Consider the following 22,673-nt stretch of genomic DNA (forward strand, 5'->3'; position numbering starts at 1 on the left):
CGCCTATTCCTATGGCAACGTCAGCGACACCGCGTATAAGGCGCTGGCCCAGTCAGGTGCCAAGGCGATCATCCACGCAGGCACCGGCAATGGTTCGGTTTCCTCGCGCGTAGTCCCTTCCTTGCAAGCCTTGCGCAAGGACGGCGTGCAAATCATTCGCTCGTCCCACGTCAACGCCGGCGGTTTCGTGCTGCGTAATGCCGAACAGCCTGACGACAAATACGACTGGGTTGTCGCGCATGACTTGAACCCGCAAAAAGCCCGCATCCTGGCCATGGTTGCACTGACCAAGACCAACGACAGCAAAGAGCTGCAACGGATGTTCTGGGAATACTGATTCACGCTCGCCCGACCAGCTCTGGTCGGGCACTTTCTCAATCACTCGTCAGCGTTGACGAGTGATTCACGTCTTGCGCAAAACTCCGATAAAAGCCTCCCTTCTTCCTACACCAAACGGGGAAAACGGCTGTCAGGGGACTTTCTTGAGTTTTAAGCAGTTGCGAAAATGCTTACAGTTAAATACTGTATGCACGTACAGCTAAATAAGGAAAATCCTATGGCCACCACCTCTGCCTCTCCTGACACCTATGCACGCATGGGTCTGCGCGTGCAGAAAATCATCAATTCCCCCACCGCTCAAAAAGCCAAAGCCGCACTGATCTTCCGCCTGCCGGACGAACCGGTGGATGAGTGGGAACAATTGCTCGAAGAAATCGACGAGAACGATAACGTCACCCTCGCCTATCGTGACGATGGCGGTGTGCAGATTTTCTGGGTTGTGCCGAAGGAAGATTGAGTCAATGAGTGTCCGCTGGTTTGCTTTGCTGTTTCTGCTCATCACCCAAGGCGCCCAGGCTGGTGCCCCGCGCACCTTCGACGAAGCCAAAAAAGTTGCCTGGACGCTGTACGCACCGCAATCCACGGAGTTCTATTGCGGCTGCAAATACACCGGCAACAAGGTGAACCTGGCGGCCTGTGGTTATGTGCCGCGCAAAAACGCCAAACGCGCGGCGCGCATCGAGTGGGAGCATATTGTCCCGGCGTGGCAGATCGGCCATCAGCGCCAGTGCTGGCAGAAAGGTGGACGCAAGAATTGCACCCGTTACGATCCGGTTTACCAGAAGGCCGAGGCCGATTTGCACAATCTGGTACCGAGCATTGGGGAGGTGAATGGTGATCGCAGTAACTTCAGTTTTGGTTGGCTGCCGGTGCAGACCGGGCAATATGGCTCGTGCCTGACTCAGGTTGATTTCAAGGCGAAGAAGGTCATGCCCCGCCCTTCCATTCGCGGCATGATCGCCCGGACTTATTTTTACATGAGCAATCAGTACGGTTTGAGCTTGTCGAAACAGGATCGCCAACTGTACGAGGCCTGGAACAAAACCTATCCAGTTGAACCCTGGGAGCGTCAACGCAACCAAAGCGTGGCGTGCGTCATGGGTCGCGGTAACGATTTTGTCGGGCCGGTGAATATGAAAGCCTGCGGTTGATCAGCCGCTGAAAAGCAAAAAGGCCTTGGTGTAGTACCCGAGGCCTTTTACGTTTCTGGCTGCCTGCGTTACCGGACCGCAGGACGCTCAAGCACTACCACTTCGATGTTCTGTTTCTTGGCCCGTACAAGCGCCGCAGCCACCTCAGCCTGCTTGGTATCAGCCTCGGCTTTCGAACTGAATGGCCCCATCAGAATGCGCGTCTTGCCGTTTTCCATGACGACGTTGGAAACGAAGCTATGCTCGATCAACCAGCCACTCAGATCGCTGACGGCCTGGGGTGTTTCGCCTCGCACTTCGAGATCCCATTGCGGCCCGCTAGCCGCCACGGGGGCGGAAACGACTGCCGGTTTAGACTGTTGAGCGTCAACACCCTTGCCCTCACCGCACCCTGCCAGCGTCAATATAGCGATTACCAAGACCATTTTGCGCACAACGGTTCCCTCTTAATGCTGAAAGCGGCGATTTTAACATTCATGAATACTTCCCGAGTGCCGCAAAATGGGCACAAAACAACGAGAATGATAGTGGCGGCCTCTGTATAGTTACGCCTTGGGAATTAATGCAGCATCTGCGCGTCAGAAAGAGGCACCCAAACCGTGAGACTTCGCACTAATCTATACGTACCACCGACCTCTGCACTGTTCAAATCAGGTGCCCTACAAAGCAATCAAGGAGAAGACCATGCTGATACTCACCCGCAAAGTCGGTGAAAGCATAAACATCGGTGACGATATTACGATCACTATCCTGGGCGTGAGCGGCCAACAAGTCAGGATTGGCATCAACGCCCCGAAAGACGTTGCAGTGCATCGTGAAGAAATCTATCAACGCATTCAGGCTGGCCTTACCGCGCCGGACAAGCCGCAAACTCCCTGAATCCCGTTGCAATCAGTAGCCAGCCCGTTCGCCCAGAACATCGGCTGGCTAAAGATTCGAGCGCCATATTGCCCGCCGTTTACTCGTTACCCTCTGTCGACAAAAGTTGCAGCCGATAGTACCGGCCTGCCCAGGCCCTGGCTGTCAGACGTTTCTGATTTGCCCCGAGGAAGGACCAACCGCAACCGGCTAACCAAAGGTCACCCCACGTGCCATGCCGGTCGCCGCTATGACCATCAGCAACACCAGCAATGCCTCGATATGACTGAAGCGGGCAAACAGTTTTGCGTGCACGGTATCAATTGCCGAGCCACGGCCAAGCGCAATTCGCCACTTGATCAGCGCCACCATTGGAGCGACCTCAAGCAGCAGAATCAGTATAAAGAGCGTCATTTTGAGATGGAAAAGTGGCTGATGAAGGTAGTAATCGGTACCTTTTTCGTACCCACCAAAGGCTCGCAGCCCGCCGGTGACCAGGAGGATGGCTGCGCTGATCCCCCACAGATTATCGGCCATCAGCACGCGACGAGCCTCCCCCGTCCCGGCCGCCAGTCGACTGAATGCAGTGCCTCGGGTCAAAACCGCCCAGAAGCCCAACGCAAAAGCCAGCAAATGAATTGCCGCAAGAGACCAATGAACCAGCATCGATAGACTCCCATCAGACCGAGATTGAGTTTGGCCAGTCAGTAATAGCCCAAAAACGCGGGATCTACCCGATTTGAGCGGACGGCGCATTGGTAGGAGTCGAGTAGGGTCGGCAACAAGCGCTCGCGCTTGTGTGACTACCGGCGATGGACGGCATTCGAAGGGCCCAGGAAAAATTTCAGGCAAAAAAAATCCCAAGCAGCTGATGGAAGCTTGGGACTTAAAAATGCATAAACCGTGGTGGTGAACGCGGGGCGATAATATCCCAACAGCTTACTTGTAACAATATATTTGTGCTCACCATTCAGTTAATAACAGTCGTAACTCTTTAAATATCCACACTATTTCTATGGTTCCTTGGAAATCGATAGCTGAGACAAGCCATCGCACGCCAAATCAGCAGACCTGATTGCCTGATTCAGAAACCCACATCGCCCGTCATTGAGGTCGCCAGATGTGACGAGCCCAGCGCGACGGCTGGGCTCCGGTTATTTTCTGTTTTCCATCATCTTGTCAGCGAGGGCCTTGGCTCTTTCAATCAACAGGTTCTGCCTGTCTTCGTGAGTAGCCCCTCCTACGATCGGTGCCGTCAGATTGCTTTCCGCAATCAACGCAGCGCAGAAATATTGATCCCACACAGCCCTGCTTTCAGATGCCTGCTTGTTCATTTGATCGGCGATCATATGCGGCTCCTTTTGGTGAGGTAGCACCGTTATCTTACGCCCGAATCGTGAACAACCTGTGCTACTGAAGCCATTTTGAAAAGCAAGAGTGCCAGGGTGAAGTGGGACCGACCAAAGGGAAACACATCAGGGATGATCAGAGCGGTTTAGTCATCTCTATCGTCACGATCACGATCGTGATCGCGCTCATACCCCTGATCATTGTCGCGACGATCATATCTGCGGTAATGCCCTCGATCATCGTCGTAACCTCGGTCATACCCCCTACCATGATCATAACCCCTATCACGCCCGTACCTTTCTCCATCGTCCCAGTGAGGCCCGCAACCGCTCAACAGGAGAGCGCCTGAAATAGTCATGAACATTATTACTGCACGCTTCATTTCATCGTCCTAAAAGCAAAAGTCGGCGATATGACCGTGAGTCTGTTCAATGATTCACTGGTGAGGTTCAGCAAAGCAGCCACGAGAGCCGGCCATTTAAAAACGAATAAACACAGGTCCAAACGGTGGCATATCAGAGAAGAATTGCCCGCAGAGAATCCCGCCTCCGGCGTTCTGCCGACTAAACACAATCCACCTTGCGCAGTAGTGAACCACTAACGCATCGCTGGAAATCTCGCCACCAGGTTCGCATCAATAACTAGTCCAACACTAAAAAACGCCTATCGTTATATGTATCAGCCCCGCCAGCGCCGCCGAGTCCTTCGTCCACAACCTCAGCTGATCCGGAGGGCCATTGAGCCAACCGTTGATTCGCCGACTGATGAATTCGAACTTGTCGGCATCGGCCGAGGTGTTCAGCCCCTGGTCGCCCAGAAGAAGGCGGCCGACAGGCAGGCATACTGCGGCGGTTCCAAAAGCTCCGACTGAGCAGGTTGTCGGTGAGTATCTGCGTTCACCGCTGGTGTCGCCGTACCTGGCCCACTACAAGTGCAACGGCTAATTTGTCCATGCCATCGCGCTTAAAACGCCACCTACAGGCGCTAAGGCGCCCTCCTACCTGCAACATCCCTCCCTCACCCGTGCCAATGCCGATGCCGATGCCGATGCCGATGCCAATGCAGAGAGCCACTTTTCTACTGCTATGCTGATAGCATCTATTTCCCAAACTAGAGTCGAGGAGCATGGCAGCAGAAGGCAAGCGATCCCCGCTCACTTTCAAGGCTATGGCCTACTCGGCCGGAGGCCTCCTTGTCGCGTGGGCAGTCGCAAAGCTGCTCGACACTTACTTCGCCCTGACGTTGTTGGCAGATACCAAGGGCAGGCTGCTACGTGTTTGGGATTGGCTTTCGCTGGAAACACCAATGCCGAATTGGGCGCTGCTGATGATTATCGCGGCTTTAATCAGCACTCTATCTGTAGCGATTTACTACACCCGCACCACTGACGGAACACACGGCGAGTTACATGAGATAGAGCGGAAAATCTACAAAAAGAACAACCCTCAGTTTCCACAATTGACAGATAACCAAACGCTACTGATGGAAGCTTTAGCCTATCATGCAAACTTTAGAAAGATTGCAAACCTAGACTCGGTCTGCAAACTTGTCTCACTCAGCACATTGGAAGTTGAGGTTGGCCTAAGGCAACTCGAAGCTAAACATCTTGTGAAGCGAAGTGTGACGCGGGGTACGTTCGGCGCCACCACTTTTTCACTTACCTTGGCAGGCAAGGATTATGCATTAGAGCGATTCGAGCTAACGTAATAAAGACGCACGGGACCCAGCCATCCAGCTCCTCAAGGGGTCGTTTGTTCTGGCTAAGCTTGAAGTAACCCGTCCAACCTCGTAGCACCGGATTGATCCGTTCGATGACGCTTGTCAGCTTGTGGCCCCGTGCTCCGCGCAGCAGCTCTCTGAGCCGGTCGCGCAAGCAATTCAAACTCATCGTGGCCACTTTTATCTTCGGCTGTTTGTGCAAGCTCATCCCATAACCCAAGTAATCACAGACCCTAGGCCGTGCTACGCGGCTATTTTCCCGACCAGCGTCAGTTTCAGCCACTGATTCAGGAAACGCTCAATTCATGCCAGCACTCGTCCGCCCGCACGGCGACTGCACACATAGATGTTTGCATTGTTGAGCAAGACGTTCGACAGCAACGGCGAGAGCGGGCCGCCTTTGCGGATGGATCGATCCGACAAAGGCCGGAAATGTGAGTCTCGATACACTCTACAACTACGCTTGGCCCGACGTCGCCAACCACTCCAGTACGATCAAGAAACGTCGTACAACTGCTCGCGGGTCATTAGCTGAGTTAACCGCGATCGGCTGGACTCTGGACGAATACTCCAGAGGAACATAAAGGATTCGCCGGATGCACAGAGGAAGACAATGGAGATCAAAGTCAAGGTCGACGTGTCCGAGTTGCGGTGTGTGTGAGCCAGCAGCGATCAACAGGGTGCTTGTTTCTGGGCACGCTCCAGGCCACGTCCAGCCTTGGTATTGGCAACGACATGCATCAAGCCAGAGCATGAATGGATCTATCAGACAGCTTGCAGGATGATCGAACAGCACTTGGCAGATACATCGTTAAACGTAGGTGCCGTCGCGCGGTTGATCAATTGTTCACGCACCACTGTATACCGTGCCTTTGCACAGCGCCGACAGACAGTGGCCGAAACAATTCGCATGCTGCGCCTGTTACGTGCCAGCGAAATGTTGGGCGTACCGCCCTACAGCATTCCAATCGAAACAATCGCATACCGCTGCGGCTTCGAGGAGGTCAGGACGTTCAACCGCTGCTTCAGCAAGGTCTTTGGCATGTCCGCCGGCCGCTACCGCCAGGCACGAGTCGACGAGAGTCTGAAGGTGCTGCACGAACTTGCTGATCCTTGAGCGGGGCCGTCGGCATTGAAACCGGCGGCCTGCTCAATGCCCGCATCAAGGATGGGCGAGCAACCAACCCTCGTTAAACGCGTATTTGCGGTCCTTGCCCGAAGCAATCTCGGCCGTCAAAGGCGCAATGTAAACCTCGTCGTATTCGTATTTGTGCTGATCACCAACGGGCACCAGCCCGCCGCTGTACCAAAGGATATTGCGAGGCCCGTAGACCTTGATGTCCAGCCCTGCCTGGAGCAAGTGAAAGCGCAAGTCATTGACGAAGCGGCTGATGCTGGCCGGCCCTGGCTGCTGCTTCTGCAGTGCCACACTGCACGCGGCCACCCAGATTTCCCGGGTGCCGGCTTCGCGAATACCCAAGGTTTCGAGCATGGTCGCTACCTGTTGACCGGAATAGCCGTTGAACACCGTCTCGTTGCCGTGGGCGTTTAGCACCAGTATCGACGAGTCACCGCTGTAATTGCTCAGGTACTTGACGGGCGCTTCGTCAAGGGCATTGAGCATTTGCTGGATGGCATGGGGCTGGAACGACGCGTCCGGTGCGAACTCCTTCCACTTCTTCCAGGCGTAGAAATGGCTGCGCAGCGCTTGCAGGCGGCCTGCACGGGAGGCGTTTTCGTCGCTGACGTCTGCACTGCCTTTGGGTTTGCCGAAAAACAACATCATGATGAAACTCCTTCTTCTCGATCAGTTGGCCTGGGCTCTCATCATTCGCAGAATGCCGAGCACAGTGGTCAGGTAGAGGCGCGCGTTTTCAGGCGTCGTCGACGACGCCAAACGGTCCTCGTTATTCAAGTAGCCCTTGAGCAACGCTTGCTGGTTGATCACCCCCTGGAGCCCCTCGGCCATGGCGCTGAGCAGGCTAAGCAGTTGCTCGCACACATCGCTGATACGGATCAGGTTGCTCGCGTCACGGCGTTTGTCACCCAACTCTCGAATCGCATCCTCCAGCGCCGCCTCGGTTGACTTGCCGTGTTGGCACAGGCTAACCAACTCATCGATCGCCTTGGCCGGCGGGAATATCCACGTCCAGGTCGAGCGATTGCGCAACTCCTGGGCCTTGCTGGACAACTCCCGTTGCCGCTCTTCCAGCGCCTTTATTCGCGCGCGTGCTTGCATGGCCTCGCTCTTCAGGGCGCCTGAGTCCTGGCCGAGCAGGTTTCGGAAGTTGCCAATTGTCTGCATCACGCGTTGCAACTCACCGCTGACCAGCTCAATTTCGGCACCTGCCTGTGAGGTGTAGGACTGCAGGGCATTGTTGCTGTCGGTGGTGCTTTGAGTGCTGTGCAACAGTGCTGTGTTGATCAGCTCGGTGGAGCGTTCAATGTGCTGGATGATGCGATGTTGAACGCCCTCCACCTGTTGCATGGCCGCGGGCAACTGATCAATATGCTTCTTGACCTCGCCCAGTTGGCCGGGGGGAGCTGGCAGAGAGCCGGTTTCGTGCACCACGTCGTTAATGTGAGCCGTAATTTCTTGCCACATGATGAACTCCTTGTGTGATCCGTAATGATGCAGTCAGGCTGCTTCTTCCAACGAGCCGGCTTGTTCGGTGATCAGGTCAGCGATGCGTTTTTTGGAGTCGATGCTGGCCCGCGGAGTGGTCATTTGCCGTTTGATCGTGTCAGCATCGGCCTGGACCAGGCGCACGCTGCCCTGGCTTGCGCGGATCAAGAGTTCACGCAACATCGGACTGTCGATCTGCCCGCGCTTGAGTTGGTCACGCAGTGTTTCCAGGTGACTGCCCATGAAGCCCCAGGCGTTCGCCATCAATTGCGCGCCCTCCTGGGCCTGCCCGGCACTGACGCCCAGCTCGCCGAAGCCAGAAGCAATGCCGGTGGCGACCGCGACTTCGGCATTGAGCCGTTCGCGCCGAGTGATCAAGTCGCTTTTCAGATTGAGCAGGCCTGCCAGCGCGATAGAAGACCCCACCGCTCCGGCCACACCACCGATCAACAACGCGCTGCCACCGACGCATAGCGCAGTGGCGGCGCCCCCAGTGACGACGGAACCCACCGCCCCGACCAAGATCAACACGACGCCACCGATGGCCGCTAATCCGCTGAGGGCGATGCCAGTTGCCGCTCCAGCTATCTTGCCGTTGATACCCGACAGCTCGCTGTTGATGCTCGCCAGCACGCCTTGGTCACCATTTACCAGAGCATTGAGATCGATGGTGCAGCGATCGAAAAATGCCTTGTCGTCGCTAAACCCGGTGCGCATTTTCGACAAGTCTGTCTGGATGATGGACGCCTGGCGACGGTACACCTCGACGTTGCTTTCCATTTCCCGCAGCATGGCGATGGCATCGGCGGTGGTTGTGTTGGGCAGCAACATTTGAGGCAGCACGTTGTGCAGTTCGAAGAAGACCTCGATGTTGGCCACCGTGGTGATGATCCGCGGTTGCAGGTCATCGAGGTAGTACACCGCGTTCTGTTTCGCCTTGACCAAGCCACTGTTGATGTCGTTTTGGAGGGGTTTGAGACGTTCATGGTTGCCGAAGTCCACAAACATCTGGTTCTGTACGCCCATGCAGTGGGCTTGAACCAGCATGGCGGCGGAGGATTGGCCCTTGAGCGCGGTGCGTGTCTGGCCGTAGTCTGCATCTTGGGTGGCAATTTTAATGTCGTTCATTTTGTAACTCCTTGGGGTAAAACGACGAGGGCAGCCTTGCGTTGCAACCGAGGGATGTGCCCCTCGGTGCCGGTCAGGGAGCTTTTGATTCTGTCCACCCGCTCGGGTATACGCTCCCAGCCGGCGTCGAGCAGGTGATCATCCACAGCACTGCTGTCCTTGGCCGCTTGCTGCCAGCTGTTATCGAGCTGAGTCCAGGCTCCATTCAGGGTTGAAGCGGCCTCGCTGAATCGCTCGATAGCCACCTGATGATCCAGGCCTTGTTGCTTGATCACGATCGCGACCGACAGTGCAGCTTTCTGGCGGTAGAGTTGTTGATATTGGTCCTGAAGCACATCGGTGAAGGCGCTGAAACTGTTGATGGCATCCACTACTTCAGTGGCGCCGATCGCGATCTCGCCAATTGTCTCGACCGGAAAGGACTCGGTCTTGCCGGGCTCGCCGGGCGTGTCATCTTCAGCCGATGGCTGTTTGTCGCCGGCCTTGGTCTTGGTCTTCTTCGGTTCATACTTGGTCTTCTTCGGCTCATCCTTGGCCCCGAAAAGCGAAAACACCCAGGTGGCAATGGCCTTGGTACTACCCCCAATCGACTGTGAGGCCAGCAGCATCCGGCTGACGGCCTCGTCCATGTCCCGGCTGGTCTTCTGGATCGCCGCTTGAATGCTGGCAATCTTGCCTTTATCACCGGCAAGCTCGGCGGTCAGCGCGTCGATACTTGCTTGCAACCGGTTAATGACCTTGTCCGTTTCTTCCACCCACTGCGCAGTGCGCTCTACCAGTACCGCGATGTTCTGGTGGGCGCGGGAAATATCGGATCTGATCATTTGATAGAACTGCTGCGCGGCAATGGCCATCTCATCGTCGCCGCCAGTCTGTCGAGACGCGCGCAAAGTGCTGATCAACTGGCTGAGGGCTTCAACGTCGACGATGCTGGAAATGGAAGCGGGCATCAGGTTGTCGAGGTAGTCCCTGGCGTGATCCTGCAGCCGACCCTGCAGGCCGCTGATCAACGTTCGTGTGGCGGGGTCATCGATAAAGGCACTGGCGTCTTGCTGACGCTGGGTGACCAGTGCTCGCGCCTGGCCATACAGAGCACAGGTGGCGAACTTCTCGAGTGAAGTGATCAGAAGTAACGAGCCGATGGGTGTGTTCACAGCAACCTCTCCTTTGGTGGTGAGGCTTCATCTTCAAGCGGCATACTCGGCGGGGTAAGGACATGGCGTCCCAAGGCAGGACAATTCGTCTCGTGGTGTACGAGGCCGAAGCTGAGGTGATTGGTCCTTTCAGTTCTGGTTTTGGAGCCCTCGCGAATCCAGAAATCAATAACCGCAGGGGTATCATGGTTGCTCATTTTCAGCGCACCAAAGGCCCATGAGCGAATCCACACCCCTTCCCTAAACCGAGGAGTTCAAATCTCTTGTTCAAACTGCGTGGGCCGGCACAGGCATCGCGGCTGAGTCAATTACCACGACTTTTGACTACCTGAAGGCGATCGATCGGGCGCGCAGCCCCTTCCCTAGGACCTGGACCAACCAGATGAACACCTCAGACGAGTGGATTCATGACGATGTCGATATCAAGGTGACACCATAATCCTGCTCACAGCGCCAGCCCTCGCCTGGATCGCGAACGTGTATTGCTACAGGGGGAGGCGGTGATGATTCCGTCCAAAAAACAGCGCCGGGCGCTGGAGAAAGAAAACGCTGCCGCCGTACCTCCAGCAGGTTCCCGTCGATCAATGGGAGAACTTCAGGCCGCCTGACCTGATCGAGGTTTGGCGGTCGCGGCACTGCCTGATGCAGATTTACATGGAGCCGAACGACTACCAGCGCATGAGCGTCTGCCGCTCGGCTCATAACGGTGAAAGCTGGGTCGACCAGGTGACGTGGGACAAACTGATGCTCCTCAAGCGCGAATGCGGCCGAGGTGACAGGGATGCCATCGAGGTCTTTCCGGCTGATCGCGACATCGTGAACGTGGCGAACATGCGCCATTTGTTCTCCCCGCCGACGGACCTGCCCTTCAAGTGGAGGAAGCCATGACACACCAACACAAAGGCGGCATGTGCACCACCTGCGTTCACGCCCACCGCGATTGCAGCTACCTGCCATTCAGCACCATGCCGGCGCTGGCCCGAGACGCTCAAACCGTGATCGTCTGCTGCACTGACTTCCAGCGCAGCAATCTCCGGCTCACCCCGCCAGTCACCCCAGGAGAGCACGCGGGGTGTAACGCTACTGACGAGGTGAACCATTAAATTTTAGTTCACCGGATCAGCCTGCTTTCACCCCCTCATCTGATTTCATAACCCGCCTATCAGCCGGCGGATGAGGAATCCACATGCCTGAAGAAACTATTTTGGAAATGCTACATGGTCGGTGACTGCGATTGACAAGGCTCGCCCCGACAGCCACCTCAGGGGGGGAGTGTTGCGCAACTGGCGAGGCGAGCCGCTGAACCATAGTTCACCGATTCAACTTGCCTAATGCCTTTCATCTGATTTCCACAACCCACCTACCCGCCTGCCGGTGAACGGCTGGCTACTTATTCCTCTGCCTCCACCCAACTGCCAATAAAGTGCACCCTGAGACGAATAAGCCAAAAGCCAAGTAACCGACCCTGTCGCCCCGAAGCAAATGGTTCAGGCAAACGCCGAACCCGAAAATCGCCAATAGAACCCCAGTGAAAAATATGGGGTTTCGAATCGCCTTATTCATCGCCGCCTCCTGCTCAAGACCTACTTCATTAAACCATAAGCCTGCCGGTGAACGGCGGGGAGGAATCCCTATGTCCCAAGAAACCCTCAAGGCCTATCAGGTTGGTGACAACGACATCGTTGCAGCCTTCGACCCAGCCGGTGCAATCAAAGCGCTCTGCGACTTCAGCGGATACCCGTACAGCGAGTTTGATCTGGAAGACGTGGACCTGGCCCACGAAAACATGCTCGACAACAAGGAGGCCTTTGATCAGGACGAAGGCAAAACCGTCACCCTGGATAAAACGCTGCGCCAAGAGCGTGAAGAACTGACCGAGCCGGCCTACCTGCACGGCTGGGAATAACCCCTCCCCACCTTCTGCCTCCACGCGCGGCATGGAGCATCACAATGGCAAAAATTCTGGCCAAGATCACGGTCAAGTTGCCGCGCCTCATGGAGGCGGGCGAATATAAGAAGCTCCGGTACGCTGGCGGAAAGCCGAGTCTGCAGCTACTGAAAAAATGGATTGAGGACGGGGAAGTGGTAGGCGAGATAAAAGGTGGGATGTATTTCGTCGAAGTGCAGGCAGCAGTGATGGGGTCGAGCGATCCCCTGCTGGCTCAAATGATGGAGATAGGCTGATGGCTGCCCGGCCGCGCACGATCAAAAACAGGAAGTTGCCACCGAACCTTTACCCCAACGAGAATTATTGGCGATACCGCAACCCGATCACCGGCCCGGTGACCAGCATCAACCGGCCGCTGGAAGAGGCAATCAAGCTGGCCCGGGCGGCAAACCTCAAACTAGCTGCGCTGGTTGTCGACGACGGCGCTCTGCTCACCCTGCTGACTGGCGACCGCCTGCCGACAGTGAGCAATCTGCTGCAGCGATTCAATGACGAGTGGCAGGTGGACAAGGGTTACGCGGCGCGCACCTTGGAAGAGATCAAGTTCAAGCTTGAGCGGTACCGGCAGGATCTCGGAAACCGACTGATCGGCCAAATGGACGTACTGACCATGGCCGAATACCTCGACCAGTTCAGCTTGCAATACTTCCGCTCAAAGAACAGTAAACCAAAGCACCCAACATTAAAATGCACCGACAACTTACCGAGAAGTCGATACTAGCAAGCATTGTAAATTTATTCGTACAAAGAGATGACTCCTTTCAACTGATCTGCAAATCCATAGATATCATCCACGGACGCAATTGGATGCCGCGTCTCGTTCTTCTCAGCATCGAAGATACCTATATACTTCTGACTGCGATTGAAGTGAAGACGGCAAATCGGCTTACGGTTGTTATCATCAAGCAAGATCCCGAAATAACTTTTGGTATCACGATGTGCGATTCGCTTAACGTCCACAACTGCCCTGACTATCGCCTTGACTATATGGAAGCCCTCCAACTCTTCAAGAGTAGTTTGGATACGATCCTCACCATCATCAGCAGGCTCAGCTGGCGAGGTAGCTTGAACCGCAGTCACAGCAAACGACGGCTCGACGGCACCGCTCATTGCCGACTTCAGACGATCATTTACTTGATCACCGAGGAACTGGATTGCTGCCTTGCGGGTCAAGGTGGTGAACTGATCCCTAACCTTCTGCGTGATGATCCCGTCGTAAGCACGAACTGCGAAGAACTTAACGAAGTCATCACACGGCTGGCTGAATTGCGTGGCCATCTCTTTCTTGATTTGACCAACGTACTTAAGCTCACCAGCGGCACTGATAATTGAATCAACGTCGAAGGCGGACTTGGTCAACTTCTGAAGCTCAGGTAGCGCGTGCTCGTCCAGATCGAGGAGATCCAACTCTAGGAAGGGCTTCTCATCCATCTTGTTGGGAGCGTCGAGGTCGGTGAAGAACCGGTACACCTGACCATTGGTGAGGATTGAGATGCGAGCGCTGGTGACGTGGAAATAACGGAAGAGCTGGCTAGCATGGTTGATGTGCAGCGGCTCGCCGATCTTCTTGCATTCGATGAGTATCTGGATCTCGCCATTCTTCATGATGGCGTAGTCAATCTTCTCGCCTTTCTTCGTACCCACGTCGCAAACGTACTCTGGAGTGACCTCAGAGGGGTCGAAGACATCGTAGCCCAGGACGGAGTTTATGAAGGGCATGACAAAGGCGATCTTGGTCGCCTCTTCCGTTTGAATTGCCGGGCCCTGCTGGCGGATTTTGGCGGATAACGCGTTCAGTCGCTCTTGAAATTCCATGTCAGACTCCTCGCTCGGAAGCCTGAGCGTAGTAGCAGCCCGCACTACTAGCAAATACCACTCACACCCTACCTGAAATAGCAGTTCAGCAGAGCACCCGACGAATTAATAGCAAGAGACGGCCAACGCATAGACATGCTTGGAGGAAGGTTTATAGCGAGCTTGAATGCAACGCAAGGCTGCACCACTTAGGTGTACCTAAACGCTGTTCCACTTCGAGATTTTTTTACTGATAACGCGTTGATTTACAATGGTTTTTTAGAGAGACGGTAACCCCGCCAGCCACAGCCCGGCACACAATGTCACCGCTGTGGCTAGCCGCCATCACATCACACGCTCACCAAGACCTCTCGACAACACAACGCCCCATTCCCCTCCTGCGACATATAGAAGAATCACAGGTCAGAACAGGTCTTGTAGGCGTTCACATTGCCCAGTGTGAACGAACCTTAATTTTTTGAACGTTCTGCATGAAATCCAGACAACAAAAAAGGGCCCATCTTTCGATGAGCCCTTCTAGACCGCCCAGCAGAGCGGATTTTGTTTGGTAGGCGCGATTGGACTCGAACCAACGACCCCCACCATGTCAAGGTGGTGCTCTAACCAACTGAGCTACGTGCCTGCTGTGAGGCGGCATTCTACGGAATTCCGGAGGGGTGTCAACACCTTTTTTCGAGCTAACCCTATGAATATGCAAAATATTTAATTTTGAGGTTACGAAGAAGATTTTCCGGTGGCTGGCGGTCGATTTTTAACTCGAGTAGGATCAATGCACTCGTAAAATATATTAAACAGAGGCAGCAGGATGGAGAACACTCCCTACCCAGAGTCCTATTACGCCGCATCGGCCAATGCGGTTCCGCCGCGCCCGGTTTTGCAGGGTGAAGTAGAGACTGATGTCTGCGTGATCGGCGCCGGTTACACCGGTCTGTCCTCTGCCCTGTTCCTGTTGGAGAACGGTTTTAAGGTAACGATCCTGGAAGCGGCCAAGGTGGGTTTTGGCGCGTCGGGCCGTAACGGTGGTCAGATCGTCAACAGCTATAGCCGCGATATCGATGTGATCGAGCGCAGTGTCGGCCCCAAGCAGGCTCAGTTGCTGGGGCAAATGGCGTTCGAAGGTGGACGGATTATTCGTGAGCGGGTCGCCAAATATAATATCCAGTGCGACTTGAAGGACGGTGGCGTGTTCGCTGCTATCACTGCCAAGCAGATGGGGCATCTGGAATCGCAGAAGCGCCTGTGGGAACGTTTCGGCCATACGCAGCTTGAGCTGATGGATCAGCGTCGAATCCGTGAAGTCGTGAATTGCGATCAGTACGTCGGCGGCATGCTCGACATGAGTGGCGGGCACATCCATCCGCTCAACCTGGCGCTGGGTGAAGCCGCAGCCGTTGAGTCGCTGGGCGGCACAATCTATGAACAGTCGCCAGCAGTGCGTATCGAGCGCGGCGCGAACCCAGTGGTGCATACACCACAGGGCAGGGTCAGGGCCAAGTTCATCATCGTCGCCGGCAACGCCTACTTGGGCAACCTGGTGCCGGAACTGGCGGCCAAGTCGATGCCCTGCGGGACTCAGGTCATCACCACCGCACCGCTGGGCGAGGAATTGGCAAACAACTTGCTGCCACAGGATTACTGCGTCGAGGACTGCAATTACTTGCTCGACTACTACCGCCTGACGAGCGACAAGCGTCTGATCTTTGGCGGTGGTGTGGTGTATGGCGCGCGAGATCCGGCGAACATCGAAGCGATCATTCGGCCAAAGATGCTCAAAGCGTTCCCAAGGCTCAAGGACGTGAAAATTGACTACGCCTGGACCGGTAATTTCCTGCTGACCCTGTCGCGCCTTCCCCAAGTCGGGCGATTGGGCGACAACATTTACTATTCACAGGGTTGCAGTGGTCATGGCGTGACGTACACGCACCTGGCGGGCAAAGTATTGGCCGAGGCGCTGCGAGGTCAGGCCGAGCGTTTCGACGCGTTTGCCAACCTGCCCCACTACCCATTCCCCGGCGGACAATTGCTGCGCACACCGTTCGCGGCGTTGGGCGCCTGGTATTACGGGCTGCGGGACAAGTTCGGATACTGATACAAAAAAAGGGGCCGCTGAATGCGGCCCCTTTTGTATCAGCTACCCATGTAGGAGTGAGCCTGCTCGCGATAGCGGTTTTCCAGTCGGTATTTCACAGGCTGTCACAGCGCTATCGCGAGCAGGCTCACTCCTACAGGGGGAATCGGTGGTTAGAGTCGATCCCGCGCAATGCCGCTGCGGATTCGCAGAATGTCGGCGAGTACGGCGAGGGCAATCTCGGCAGGCGTCTTGCTGCCCAGATTCAAACCGATAGGCGCATGAATCCGCGCCAGCTCGGCCTCCCCCAAACCACCAATCCTGCGCAACCGCTCGAAGCGTTTTTGCGACGTCAACATGGAACCCATCACACCGATATAAAACGCCTCGGTGCGCACCGCTTCCATCATCGCCAGGTCATCGATGCGCGGATCGTGGGTCAACGCCACCACCGCTGTGTCGCTGTGGCAGCCGCCGTCGGCAATGAACACTGAGGGCAGCTGACGACGAATCTCGACGTTTTCCAGCACCACGCCTTCCAGCACCTCGTCACGCGGATCGCACAGAATCACTTCGAAACCCAGCCCGACGGCAAACTCTGCACACGCCTGAGCGACCGAGGAATACCCGGCCAGCAACAAGCGCTGGGCCGCGCCAATCCGCACGCGCACCCGATCGATTTCACGTTCGATGCGCACACCCTGTTCGCGATCATCGAACAGGCTGCGTGCACCGCTGGACAAGTCAACCTCGCGGATCAGACGACGCTGACCCAACAGCGCCGACTCCAGTTCCCGCAGATGCGCCTGAACCTCGCAAACCGGTTCAAGCTTCTCCACCAGTACATCGAGCACACCGCCACAGGGCAGACTCACCCGGGAACGCGGATCGTCGCCCTCGCCATAACGCACAACGCTGACCGCTTCAAGAAACGCACCCTCGGCGACCCGTTCGAGAAAATCCTCCTCGACACAGCCGCCCGAAAGCGAGCCGATCCATTGGCCGCCGGCATTCACCGCCAGCAGCGAACCCGGCGCACGAGGCGCCGAGCCGTAGGTGGCGAGCACCGTGCAGAGCCAGAGGCGCTGGCCGGCCGTCGACCACTCCAGCGCCCGGCGCACCACTTGCAGATCGAGATGCTGCATGTCAGTGCGCCTTGTGCTCAAGCGGCGGTGCATCGGCCCGCAACGTCTGCACAGCGTTCACCGCCAGATCACCCGGCTGACCACCCCAGCTCTGACGCAGGTAGTTCAGCAGATCAGTGAGCTGCTCGTGACTGAGCTTCTCAGCGAACCCAGGCATCGGCTGCATGTGCTCGAATCCGGAAAACTTCTGCTCACCGATACCGTCATCAATCACCCGCACCAGGTTGCGCGGATCTTCCAGGCGCAGCGTGGTATTGCCGCGCATGGCCACAGCGATGTGCGGCTTGCCGTCACCACCCACCTCATGGCATCCGGCGCAGACGTTCAGGTATTCCTGACGGCCACGCTGGGCACTTGCAGTGAGCTTGTCGAACGGCACGTCAGCCACCATCTTCGCCGCTGGCGGTTGATCGCCCAGCAGGTAGGTCGCCATCGCCGCCAGATCCGGGTCAGTCAGGCCCTGGGTGCTGTTGTGGAACACTGGGAACATCTCGTTGAACATCGTGCCCTGAGCGCTCATGCCGTGCTTGAGGAATGAGCTCAGGTCTTGATGGTTCCAGCCGCGAGCCGCCAGGTCATCGGCCAACAGGCTAGGAGCCAGATAGCCGTTGAGCACGCCGCCGGTCAGGCGCTTATCCTGTTGCATCGCACCCGGCAAACCACGCGGGGTATGGCATTCGCCGCAATGACCGAGCACATCAACCATGTACTGGCCACGCTTGAAGGCTTCGCTTTTGCCCTCGGACGGCGTCAGCTTCACATCCTTGCCATACAGCATGTTCCAGCCCATCAGGCCCAGGCGCACGTTGAACGGAAAGCTCAGGCTGGTGACCGGCGCTGCACGCTCAATGGGCTCGAACGTTTTCAGATACGCGTGAATCGCGTCGGAGTCGTCGCGAGGTATCAGGTGATACGAGGTGTACGGCATTGCCGGGTACAGATTGGCGCCATCACGGCGCTTGCCTTCAGTGAGTGCAGCGAAGAACTCTTCATCGGTGTAGAGGCCGATGCCGTGTTCTTTGCTCGGGGTGATATTGGTGCCGTAGATCGTACCGAACGGCGAGACAATCGGCAGACCGCCCGCGTACGGCGCGCCACCCGGCGCGGTGTGGCAAGCCATGCAGTCAGCGGCACGGGCAAGGTATTCGCCGCGCTTGACCTGATCGTCGGCATGAGCCAGCAACACCGGCGCAGCCAGACCAACCGCCACAGCCAGGCGGGAAAGTAGTTGCTTCATGCTTAACCCTCCTTGACCAGGCCGAGATCGGTCAGCACATTGCGCGTCGCGCTGTAGTAGCGCACGTAGCCGGTGCAGCGGCAGATGTGGTGACCGAGGCTATCCTCAATGACTTTTTCCAGCTGGCTTTTGACGATGGGCTGACGTTGCAGCTTTTCCACCAACACGGTCGCGGCATTCACGAAACCCGGCGCGCAGTAGCTGCACTGGAAGGCGAATTCGTCGACAAAGCGCTGCTGGATCGGGTTCAGCTCAGTGACTCTTCCTTCCTCATCGCGTTTCGCGTGGCCTTCGATGGTCCGTACTTTTTTTCCCTCAAAGTAATGCGCGCCGGTGATGCAGGTGCGCACTTCTTCGCTGGTGCCGTCGGGGTTGTCGACGATCACCACGCAGGCGTGACAGATGCCCTGACCGCAGCCTAAACGAGAGCCGGTGAGGTTTTTGTATTCGTGCAGGTAATCGATCATCGGCAGGTCATCAGGGATGTCCACCGGGCCGACGGTTTGACCGTTGAGGGTCAGTTGGAGCGGACGGTTAGCCATTGAGGGCCTCCTTGATGCGTGCAGAAGTGATAGGCAGGTCGCGGACCCGTTTGCCGATGGCGTGTGCCACAGCGTTACCGATGGCACCAACCACCGGGATCATCACCACTTCGGCAATGCCCTTCGATGGATCGCTCGGCGACAGCGGCGGCAGGATTTCAGACGTCTGCTTCCAGACCGCCACATGGCGCGCCATCGGCAAGCGGTAACGGTTGAAGTTCCAGTCACCCTCCCCCGGCCCGCCTTCGTACAGCGGCATCTCTTCCATCAACGCATGACCAATGCCCATGGCGATCCCGCCTTCGATCTGGCCCTTGACCAGTTCTTCCACCAGCACCCGACCGCACTCGACCCACGAATGATGGTTAAGCACTTGTACTTCGGCCGAGCCTTTGTTGACTTTTACTTCCACCAGCGTCGCGACCGGGCTGTAGTAAGTCACTGCCGCGTTGTTCAGCTGAGTGTCGGGGTAATGCACGTTCTGACGATCCAGCAGATGGAAACCGGCGCTGTTCATCTGCGCCTTTTTCACGCGCGGAGCGCCGTCGCCGTACTTGACCGCCAAGCCATCGAGCGGCAGACGTTCGCGCACGCCGTCGATGCTGAACTCGGCATCGGCCCAGCTCCAGCGGTTGAAACCGTGCACGGTCGCACCAGTGACCAGGCCACGCTCATGGGCGTGCTTGGCCAGCTGCTCAAAGCTCAGCGGCTGCATGCCGTTAGCGGTGAGTTTGCCGTCGACCCAGTGCGCATCTTCGCGACGCACCACGTAAGGGTTGGCCGCACCGCCGTAAGGACCCTGACTCCAGATCTGCATCGCCGCCGGCCACAAGCCGTGGTTGAACAGTACGCGTGCCGCTTCACGGGTGGCGTGGCTGAAGTAGTAGGCGGAGTTGGTGGCCGACGAGGCCGAGGCGATCTTGCCGACCCAACGCGGGTTACGCAGCAAACTGTCTTGCTCGGCCTGACTCATGATGTAGGGGTTGCCGCCGCTGATCAGCTGCAACTCTTTCCATTCGGTCTCGCCGGTCTTCACTTCAGTCGCCGCAACGCCGAGGAAATCGGCCACGACCAAGGCTTGAGAGGTGGACATGCCGGTGCCGATCTCGATACCGATGTGGCGCAGAGTGATGTGCCCTTGCGCGGTGAACTCGACGCTCGCCATCGGCGCTTCGGAACCGGTGCCGAAGTCTTTCTGGCAGATGGCGAAACCGACGCCGTACCAGTTGTCCGGGTCCTGCGCTTCGCGTTGCTTTTTGATCGCATCGCGGTTTTTCCAGACGTCGTGAACGGCGGCCTTGTCGAGAATTTCGTGCAAGCGCAACGCACCCGCTGGCACCGCGCCCTGGGTGTTTTTCATGCCCGAGACCATGGCGTTTTTCTTGCGCAGGTCAATGGCATCGATGCCGAGGCGACCGGCGATTTCATCGACCATCATTTCGGTGGATGCCATGCTTTGCAGGGTGCCGTAGCCACGCATCGAGCCAGCTTCAACGGCGCGTGAATGATAAGCCGTAACCTGCAAGTCGTTCTGTGGCATGTAATAGATCGACTGCGCCGCTGTGGCACCAACTGCCGCCACGGATGGGCTGTAGTTGATCCGGCCACCGCCGTCGACGCTCATTTCGGCGCGGAAAATCTTGAAGCTGTGATCGGTCTTGTCCACGGCCAATTGATAGCGGATGTCGAACGGGTGACGCTTGATACCGCTCTGGAATTGCTCGTAGCGGTCGTTGGCCAGACGCACTGGCACACCCGCGCCGTACAACGCCGCAAGGGCGGCGTAGTAGACGAAAATGTTGTGGTCCTTGGAACCGTAACCCACGGTGTAACCCGGGTGCATATTCAGGTTGGCCAGGCCGAAGCGCGACGGCGCGATCATCTTCGCGGTCTCGGTCGCCGCTTCCAGTGGGCACTGGGTCGCCACCACGAAATGCAGGGTCTTGGTTGCCGGGTCGTACCAACCGTTGCCGTTGTCCGGCTCCAACGCGGCCGGTTCAATCGATGGCGTCTTGTAGCGCTCGTCAAACACCAGCCAGTTGTCCGGCGGCGTGTCGATCTGCTGCTTCATGCGATCAGCGTAAAACAACCCGCGCTCGGTCAGATTACCGTGCAAGTTCGGCTGGGAATTCCACACCGGGCGACGGTTTTTCAGCATCGGGAACAGAATCGAGTCCTTCAGGCTGGCGAATTCATCTTCGTCCGCCGAGGTCGCACCGCCCACACGCACATAGCGAAAGCTGCCGTAGGGGTCGCGTTCGTAGAACGGCGCTTTATCACCGTAGCGGATTGCTTTGTCATTGAATTTCAGTTTGGCCTTGGCCTGACGGAAACGCTCGAAGTCGTTCCAGATAAGGATCGCCACCGGATGACCGATGAACATTGGCACCTTGCCTTCTGGCAGCAGCGGATCCGGCGCGTGTTCTTCCGGGAAGACGATGCCGTCTTTCTCCAGGTCGGTGGCGGTGACGATGCGGTCAGGCTGCAATTCGGCGCCGAGCCACGACAGGTCCATGCCCGCGTAGATGCGGTCGGCCTTGATGGTTTTCAGCAGCATGGCGTGGCCTTGCTGCTGCGGCCAGCCCGGCATGTCCTTGGCGCGGATGTCGCGGGCAAAGACTTTGCTGCCGCAGACCTTCGACAAGGCATCGTTACGCGAGCGCGCCTTGCCGTTGTTGCCGAGCCATTGCTCGGACGGCACGGTCACGCTGTTTTCCATCAAGGCGGCGAGCGCCTGACTGCTGAGCGGTGTGAGCGTCACGCTCACACCCGCCACCAGCCCGCCCTGAAGGAACGAGCGCCGGGATATATCACGGTTGGACATGGATCATCCTCTGGACGGTTAGGGACCCGCCCTTTTGATTATGTACTGGAAATCTCGAGTCGTGCAGAAACCCTAATTGACGAAACAAAGGGCTGAAATGACAGTGCAAAGCTGACCGAAAGGTTAAGTTTATAGGCTTATGCGCTTGCGGCAAACAGCCCAAAGCAAAAAACTGACCAGCGAATCAAAATACTGTGATTATTTATTACAAGAATTGATGAGATCAGCAGGCGTGAGGCCAAGACCCACCCTGCAAGACGTCGTCATCGCGAAAGACCTACAGGCGGTCAAGGAGAAAGGTATGCAGAAAGCCCTGGCAAGGGAGAGTACAAGAGGAGGAAAAGCCAAATTTCAGACACAAAAAACCCCGGTCTTTCGACCAGGGTCTTTGCTATCGACTCGAAGTAAACACCGGCATAACCAGTGGCTTTCTTCGTAGCTCCAAGGCGTTCAGTAGGCCTTGTAGCAGATATGGCGCAGCGGACGGGACTCGAACCCGCGACCCCCGGCGTGACAGGCCGGTATTCTAACCGACTGAACTACCGCTGCGTATCGCTTTGGACTTTCGCCCAAGTAACTCGTCTGATTGAAAACTCAGAAGCTTTTCAATCTCGAACCAGATAACTCTGACCCGGAAAATATGGCGCAGCGGACGGGACTCGAACCCGCGACCCCCGGCGTGACAGGCCGGTATTCTAACCGACTGAACTACCGCTGCGCGTCGGTGGAGGCTTTTTACAGCTTCCATCTTGCTTACGCAAGACTCTCG

At 56.7% G+C, this 22,673-nt stretch carries 25 protein-coding genes, 3 tRNA genes and 2 pseudogenes; 13 read left to right on the forward strand and 17 right to left on the reverse strand.

Features of this window, described 5'->3' with window-relative positions; all coding sequences use genetic code 11:
- The 3 genes and pseudogenes from AC1DSG_RS03975 to AC1DSG_RS03985 all read left to right on the forward strand — a co-directional run.
- Positions 1-337 (forward strand): annotated as a pseudogene (locus tag AC1DSG_RS03975) (L-asparaginase); the annotation flags it as partial.
- A 219-nt stretch (positions 338-556) separates the two neighbouring features.
- Positions 557-796 carry a DUF1654 domain-containing protein gene (locus AC1DSG_RS03980; RefSeq protein WP_007946978.1) on the forward strand — a complete coding sequence of 80 codons (240 nt, stop codon included), beginning with the start codon at positions 557-559 and terminating at the stop codon, positions 794-796.
- Positions 797-800: 4 nt separating this feature from the next.
- Entirely contained in the window at positions 801-1,490 is a 690-nt protein-coding gene (locus AC1DSG_RS03985) for an endonuclease (protein ID WP_477789693.1), read from the forward strand.
- A 68-nt stretch (positions 1,491-1,558) separates the two neighbouring features.
- Here AC1DSG_RS03985 and AC1DSG_RS03990 read toward each other — a convergent pair whose 3' ends face one another.
- Complete coding sequence (locus AC1DSG_RS03990) at positions 1,559-1,924, reverse strand: SPOR domain-containing protein (RefSeq protein ID WP_477789694.1); 366 nt, start codon at positions 1,922-1,924, stop codon at positions 1,559-1,561.
- A gap of 250 nt (positions 1,925-2,174) precedes the next feature.
- On the opposite strand from AC1DSG_RS03990, the gene csrA reads away from it, so the two are divergent.
- The gene (gene csrA, locus AC1DSG_RS03995; protein WP_007938114.1) at positions 2,175-2,369 is read left to right on the forward strand and encodes a carbon storage regulator CsrA; all 195 of its coding nucleotides are present in this window, start codon (positions 2,175-2,177) and stop codon (positions 2,367-2,369) included.
- 189 nt (positions 2,370-2,558) lie between these two features.
- On the opposite strand, the gene AC1DSG_RS04000 is transcribed toward csrA, so the two are convergent.
- The 3 genes from AC1DSG_RS04000 to AC1DSG_RS04010 all read right to left on the reverse strand — a co-directional run bounded on the left by AC1DSG_RS04000 (position 2,559) and on the right by AC1DSG_RS04010 (position 3,956).
- Complete coding sequence (locus AC1DSG_RS04000) at positions 2,559-3,014, reverse strand: DUF2214 family protein (RefSeq protein WP_477789695.1); 456 nt, start codon at positions 3,012-3,014, stop codon at positions 2,559-2,561.
- Positions 3,015-3,502: 488 nt separating this feature from the next.
- Complete coding sequence (locus AC1DSG_RS04005; protein ID WP_477789696.1) at positions 3,503-3,697, reverse strand: hypothetical protein; 195 nt, start codon at positions 3,695-3,697, stop codon at positions 3,503-3,505.
- Positions 3,698-3,833: 136 nt separating this feature from the next.
- Positions 3,834-3,956 (reverse strand): hypothetical protein, encoded by a 123-nt coding sequence (locus AC1DSG_RS04010; RefSeq protein ID WP_477789697.1) that lies wholly within the window; start codon positions 3,954-3,956, stop codon positions 3,834-3,836.
- Positions 3,957-4,823: 867 nt separating this feature from the next.
- Here AC1DSG_RS04010 and AC1DSG_RS04015 point away from each other — a divergent pair.
- Positions 4,824-5,405 (forward strand): hypothetical protein, encoded by a 582-nt coding sequence (locus tag AC1DSG_RS04015; protein WP_477789698.1) that lies wholly within the window; start codon positions 4,824-4,826, stop codon positions 5,403-5,405.
- A 13-nt stretch (positions 5,406-5,418) separates the two neighbouring features.
- Here the strand turns inward: AC1DSG_RS04015 and AC1DSG_RS04020 are convergent.
- A pseudogene (locus AC1DSG_RS04020) lies at positions 5,419-5,819 on the reverse strand (group II intron maturase-specific domain-containing protein); the annotation flags it as partial.
- Between the two features lie 32 nt (positions 5,820-5,851).
- Between AC1DSG_RS04020 and repC the strand changes: the two are divergent.
- Both repC and AC1DSG_RS04030 read left to right on the forward strand, forming a co-directional pair.
- Entirely contained in the window at positions 5,852-6,001 is a 150-nt protein-coding gene (gene repC / locus AC1DSG_RS04025; RefSeq protein ID WP_477789699.1) for a replication protein C, IncQ-type, read from the forward strand.
- A gap of 197 nt (positions 6,002-6,198) precedes the next feature.
- Positions 6,199-6,534: a helix-turn-helix transcriptional regulator gene (locus AC1DSG_RS04030; RefSeq protein ID WP_477789700.1), complete on the forward strand. Its 336-nt coding sequence runs from the start codon at positions 6,199-6,201 to the stop codon at positions 6,532-6,534.
- A gap of 45 nt (positions 6,535-6,579) precedes the next feature.
- Here AC1DSG_RS04030 and AC1DSG_RS04035 read toward each other — a convergent pair whose 3' ends face one another.
- From AC1DSG_RS04035 to AC1DSG_RS04050, 4 genes are read right to left on the reverse strand one after another with little or no spacing between them, the layout of a single operon-like run.
- The gene (locus AC1DSG_RS04035) at positions 6,580-7,203 is read right to left on the reverse strand and encodes a hypothetical protein (RefSeq protein ID WP_477789701.1); all 624 of its coding nucleotides are present in this window, start codon (positions 7,201-7,203) and stop codon (positions 6,580-6,582) included.
- Between the two features lie 21 nt (positions 7,204-7,224).
- Positions 7,225-8,022: a hypothetical protein gene (locus AC1DSG_RS04040; protein ID WP_477789702.1), complete on the reverse strand. Its 798-nt coding sequence runs from the start codon at positions 8,020-8,022 to the stop codon at positions 7,225-7,227.
- A 33-nt stretch (positions 8,023-8,055) separates the two neighbouring features.
- On the reverse strand, positions 8,056-9,171 hold the full coding sequence (locus AC1DSG_RS04045) for an HBL/NHE enterotoxin family protein (protein WP_477789703.1): 1,116 nt from the start codon (positions 9,169-9,171) through the stop codon (positions 8,056-8,058).
- A complete protein-coding gene (locus tag AC1DSG_RS04050; protein ID WP_477789704.1) occupies positions 9,168-10,325 on the reverse strand; it encodes a hypothetical protein in 1,158 nt (385 codons plus the stop codon). The genes AC1DSG_RS04045 and AC1DSG_RS04050 overlap by 4 nt, the downstream gene beginning before the upstream one ends.
- A 642-nt stretch (positions 10,326-10,967) precedes the next feature.
- On the opposite strand from AC1DSG_RS04050, the gene AC1DSG_RS04055 reads away from it, so the two are divergent.
- The 5 genes from AC1DSG_RS04055 (at position 10,968) to AC1DSG_RS04075 (ending at position 12,994) form a co-directional block, all read left to right on the forward strand.
- Positions 10,968-11,213 (forward strand): DUF7694 domain-containing protein, encoded by a 246-nt coding sequence (locus tag AC1DSG_RS04055; RefSeq protein ID WP_477789705.1) that lies wholly within the window; start codon positions 10,968-10,970, stop codon positions 11,211-11,213.
- Positions 11,210-11,428, forward strand: coding sequence for a hypothetical protein (locus AC1DSG_RS04060; protein WP_477789706.1), 219 nt, complete (start codon positions 11,210-11,212; stop codon positions 11,426-11,428). Before AC1DSG_RS04055 ends, AC1DSG_RS04060 begins: the two co-directional genes overlap by 4 nt.
- Positions 11,429-11,958: 530 nt before the next feature.
- Positions 11,959-12,231: a hypothetical protein gene (locus AC1DSG_RS04065; protein WP_477789707.1), complete on the forward strand. Its 273-nt coding sequence runs from the start codon at positions 11,959-11,961 to the stop codon at positions 12,229-12,231.
- Positions 12,232-12,275: 44 nt separating this feature from the next.
- Positions 12,276-12,509, forward strand: a complete 234-nt coding sequence (locus AC1DSG_RS04070; protein WP_477789708.1) for a hypothetical protein — start codon at positions 12,276-12,278, stop codon at positions 12,507-12,509.
- On the forward strand, positions 12,509-12,994 hold the full coding sequence (locus tag AC1DSG_RS04075; protein ID WP_477789709.1) for a phage integrase Arm DNA-binding domain-containing protein: 486 nt from the start codon (positions 12,509-12,511) through the stop codon (positions 12,992-12,994). The genes AC1DSG_RS04070 and AC1DSG_RS04075 overlap by 1 nt, the downstream gene beginning before the upstream one ends.
- Before the next feature lie 14 nt (positions 12,995-13,008).
- Here the strand turns inward: AC1DSG_RS04075 and AC1DSG_RS04080 are convergent, their stop codons facing one another.
- Together AC1DSG_RS04080 and AC1DSG_RS04085 are read right to left on the reverse strand one after the other, a co-directional pair.
- Entirely contained in the window at positions 13,009-14,088 is a 1,080-nt protein-coding gene (locus AC1DSG_RS04080; protein ID WP_477789710.1) for a type I restriction endonuclease, read from the reverse strand.
- Positions 14,089-14,633: 545 nt separating this feature from the next.
- Positions 14,634-14,710 (reverse strand) — tRNA-Val (locus AC1DSG_RS04085).
- A 183-nt stretch (positions 14,711-14,893) separates the two neighbouring features.
- Between AC1DSG_RS04085 and AC1DSG_RS04090 the strand changes: the two genes are divergently transcribed.
- Positions 14,894-16,177: an NAD(P)/FAD-dependent oxidoreductase gene (locus AC1DSG_RS04090; RefSeq protein ID WP_477789711.1), complete on the forward strand. Its 1,284-nt coding sequence runs from the start codon at positions 14,894-14,896 to the stop codon at positions 16,175-16,177.
- A gap of 152 nt (positions 16,178-16,329) precedes the next feature.
- Here AC1DSG_RS04090 and AC1DSG_RS04095 read toward each other — a convergent pair whose 3' ends face one another.
- From AC1DSG_RS04095 to AC1DSG_RS04120, 6 genes are all read right to left on the reverse strand, one after another.
- A complete protein-coding gene (locus tag AC1DSG_RS04095) occupies positions 16,330-17,301 on the reverse strand; it encodes an XdhC family protein (protein WP_477789712.1) in 972 nt (323 codons plus the stop codon).
- 1 nt (position 17,302) lies between these two features.
- Positions 17,303-18,538 (reverse strand): c-type cytochrome, encoded by a 1,236-nt coding sequence (locus tag AC1DSG_RS04100; protein ID WP_477789713.1) that lies wholly within the window; start codon positions 18,536-18,538, stop codon positions 17,303-17,305.
- Positions 18,539-18,540: 2 nt separating this feature from the next.
- The gene (locus tag AC1DSG_RS04105; RefSeq protein ID WP_477789714.1) at positions 18,541-19,080 is read right to left on the reverse strand and encodes a (2Fe-2S)-binding protein; all 540 of its coding nucleotides are present in this window, start codon (positions 19,078-19,080) and stop codon (positions 18,541-18,543) included.
- Positions 19,073-21,904 (reverse strand): xanthine dehydrogenase family protein molybdopterin-binding subunit, encoded by a 2,832-nt coding sequence (locus tag AC1DSG_RS04110; RefSeq protein ID WP_477789715.1) that lies wholly within the window; start codon positions 21,902-21,904, stop codon positions 19,073-19,075. Before AC1DSG_RS04110 ends, AC1DSG_RS04105 begins: the two co-directional genes overlap by 8 nt.
- Positions 21,905-22,376: 472 nt before the next feature.
- Positions 22,377-22,453, reverse strand: a tRNA-Asp gene (locus tag AC1DSG_RS04115).
- 92 nt (positions 22,454-22,545) lie between these two features.
- Positions 22,546-22,622, reverse strand: a tRNA-Asp gene (locus tag AC1DSG_RS04120).
- Between the last annotated feature and the right edge of the window lie 51 nt (positions 22,623-22,673).

The organism is Pseudomonas sp. P5_A12 (assembly GCF_056400685.1).

Coding starts and splice junctions, on each gene's coding strand:
- AC1DSG_RS04100 (WP_477789713.1), bottom strand. CDS start 18,538: ATGAAGCAACTACTTTCCCGCCTGGCTGTGGCGGTTGGTCTGGCTGCG.
- AC1DSG_RS04000 (WP_477789695.1), bottom strand. CDS start 3,014: ATGCTGGTTCATTGGTCTCTTGCGGCAATTCATTTGCTGGCTTTTGCG.
- AC1DSG_RS04105 (WP_477789714.1), bottom strand. CDS start 19,080: ATGGCTAACCGTCCGCTCCAACTGACCCTCAACGGTCAAACCGTCGGC.
- AC1DSG_RS04035 (WP_477789701.1), bottom strand. CDS start 7,203: ATGATGTTGTTTTTCGGCAAACCCAAAGGCAGTGCAGACGTCAGCGAC.
- AC1DSG_RS04110 (WP_477789715.1), bottom strand. CDS start 21,904: ATGTCCAACCGTGATATATCCCGGCGCTCGTTCCTTCAGGGCGGGCTG.
- AC1DSG_RS04030 (WP_477789700.1), top strand. CDS start 6,199: ATGATCGAACAGCACTTGGCAGATACATCGTTAAACGTAGGTGCCGTC.
- AC1DSG_RS04090 (WP_477789711.1), top strand. CDS start 14,894: ATGGAGAACACTCCCTACCCAGAGTCCTATTACGCCGCATCGGCCAAT.
- AC1DSG_RS04015 (WP_477789698.1), top strand. CDS start 4,824: ATGGCAGCAGAAGGCAAGCGATCCCCGCTCACTTTCAAGGCTATGGCC.
- AC1DSG_RS04010 (WP_477789697.1), bottom strand. CDS start 3,956: ATGACCGAGGTTACGACGATGATCGAGGGCATTACCGCAGATATGATC.
- AC1DSG_RS04045 (WP_477789703.1), bottom strand. CDS start 9,171: ATGAACGACATTAAAATTGCCACCCAAGATGCAGACTACGGCCAGACA.
- AC1DSG_RS04060 (WP_477789706.1), top strand. CDS start 11,210: ATGACACACCAACACAAAGGCGGCATGTGCACCACCTGCGTTCACGCC.
- AC1DSG_RS04065 (WP_477789707.1), top strand. CDS start 11,959: ATGTCCCAAGAAACCCTCAAGGCCTATCAGGTTGGTGACAACGACATC.
- AC1DSG_RS04080 (WP_477789710.1), bottom strand. CDS start 14,088: ATGGAATTTCAAGAGCGACTGAACGCGTTATCCGCCAAAATCCGCCAG.
- AC1DSG_RS03985 (WP_477789693.1), top strand. CDS start 801: ATGAGTGTCCGCTGGTTTGCTTTGCTGTTTCTGCTCATCACCCAAGGC.
- AC1DSG_RS03980 (WP_007946978.1), top strand. CDS start 557: ATGGCCACCACCTCTGCCTCTCCTGACACCTATGCACGCATGGGTCTG.
- AC1DSG_RS04095 (WP_477789712.1), bottom strand. CDS start 17,301: ATGCAGCATCTCGATCTGCAAGTGGTGCGCCGGGCGCTGGAGTGGTCG.
- AC1DSG_RS04040 (WP_477789702.1), bottom strand. CDS start 8,022: ATGTGGCAAGAAATTACGGCTCACATTAACGACGTGGTGCACGAAACC.
- AC1DSG_RS04005 (WP_477789696.1), bottom strand. CDS start 3,697: ATGATCGCCGATCAAATGAACAAGCAGGCATCTGAAAGCAGGGCTGTG.
- AC1DSG_RS04070 (WP_477789708.1), top strand. CDS start 12,276: ATGGCAAAAATTCTGGCCAAGATCACGGTCAAGTTGCCGCGCCTCATG.
- AC1DSG_RS04075 (WP_477789709.1), top strand. CDS start 12,509: ATGGCTGCCCGGCCGCGCACGATCAAAAACAGGAAGTTGCCACCGAAC.
- AC1DSG_RS04055 (WP_477789705.1), top strand. CDS start 10,968: ATGCAGATTTACATGGAGCCGAACGACTACCAGCGCATGAGCGTCTGC.
- csrA (WP_007938114.1), top strand. CDS start 2,175: ATGCTGATACTCACCCGCAAAGTCGGTGAAAGCATAAACATCGGTGAC.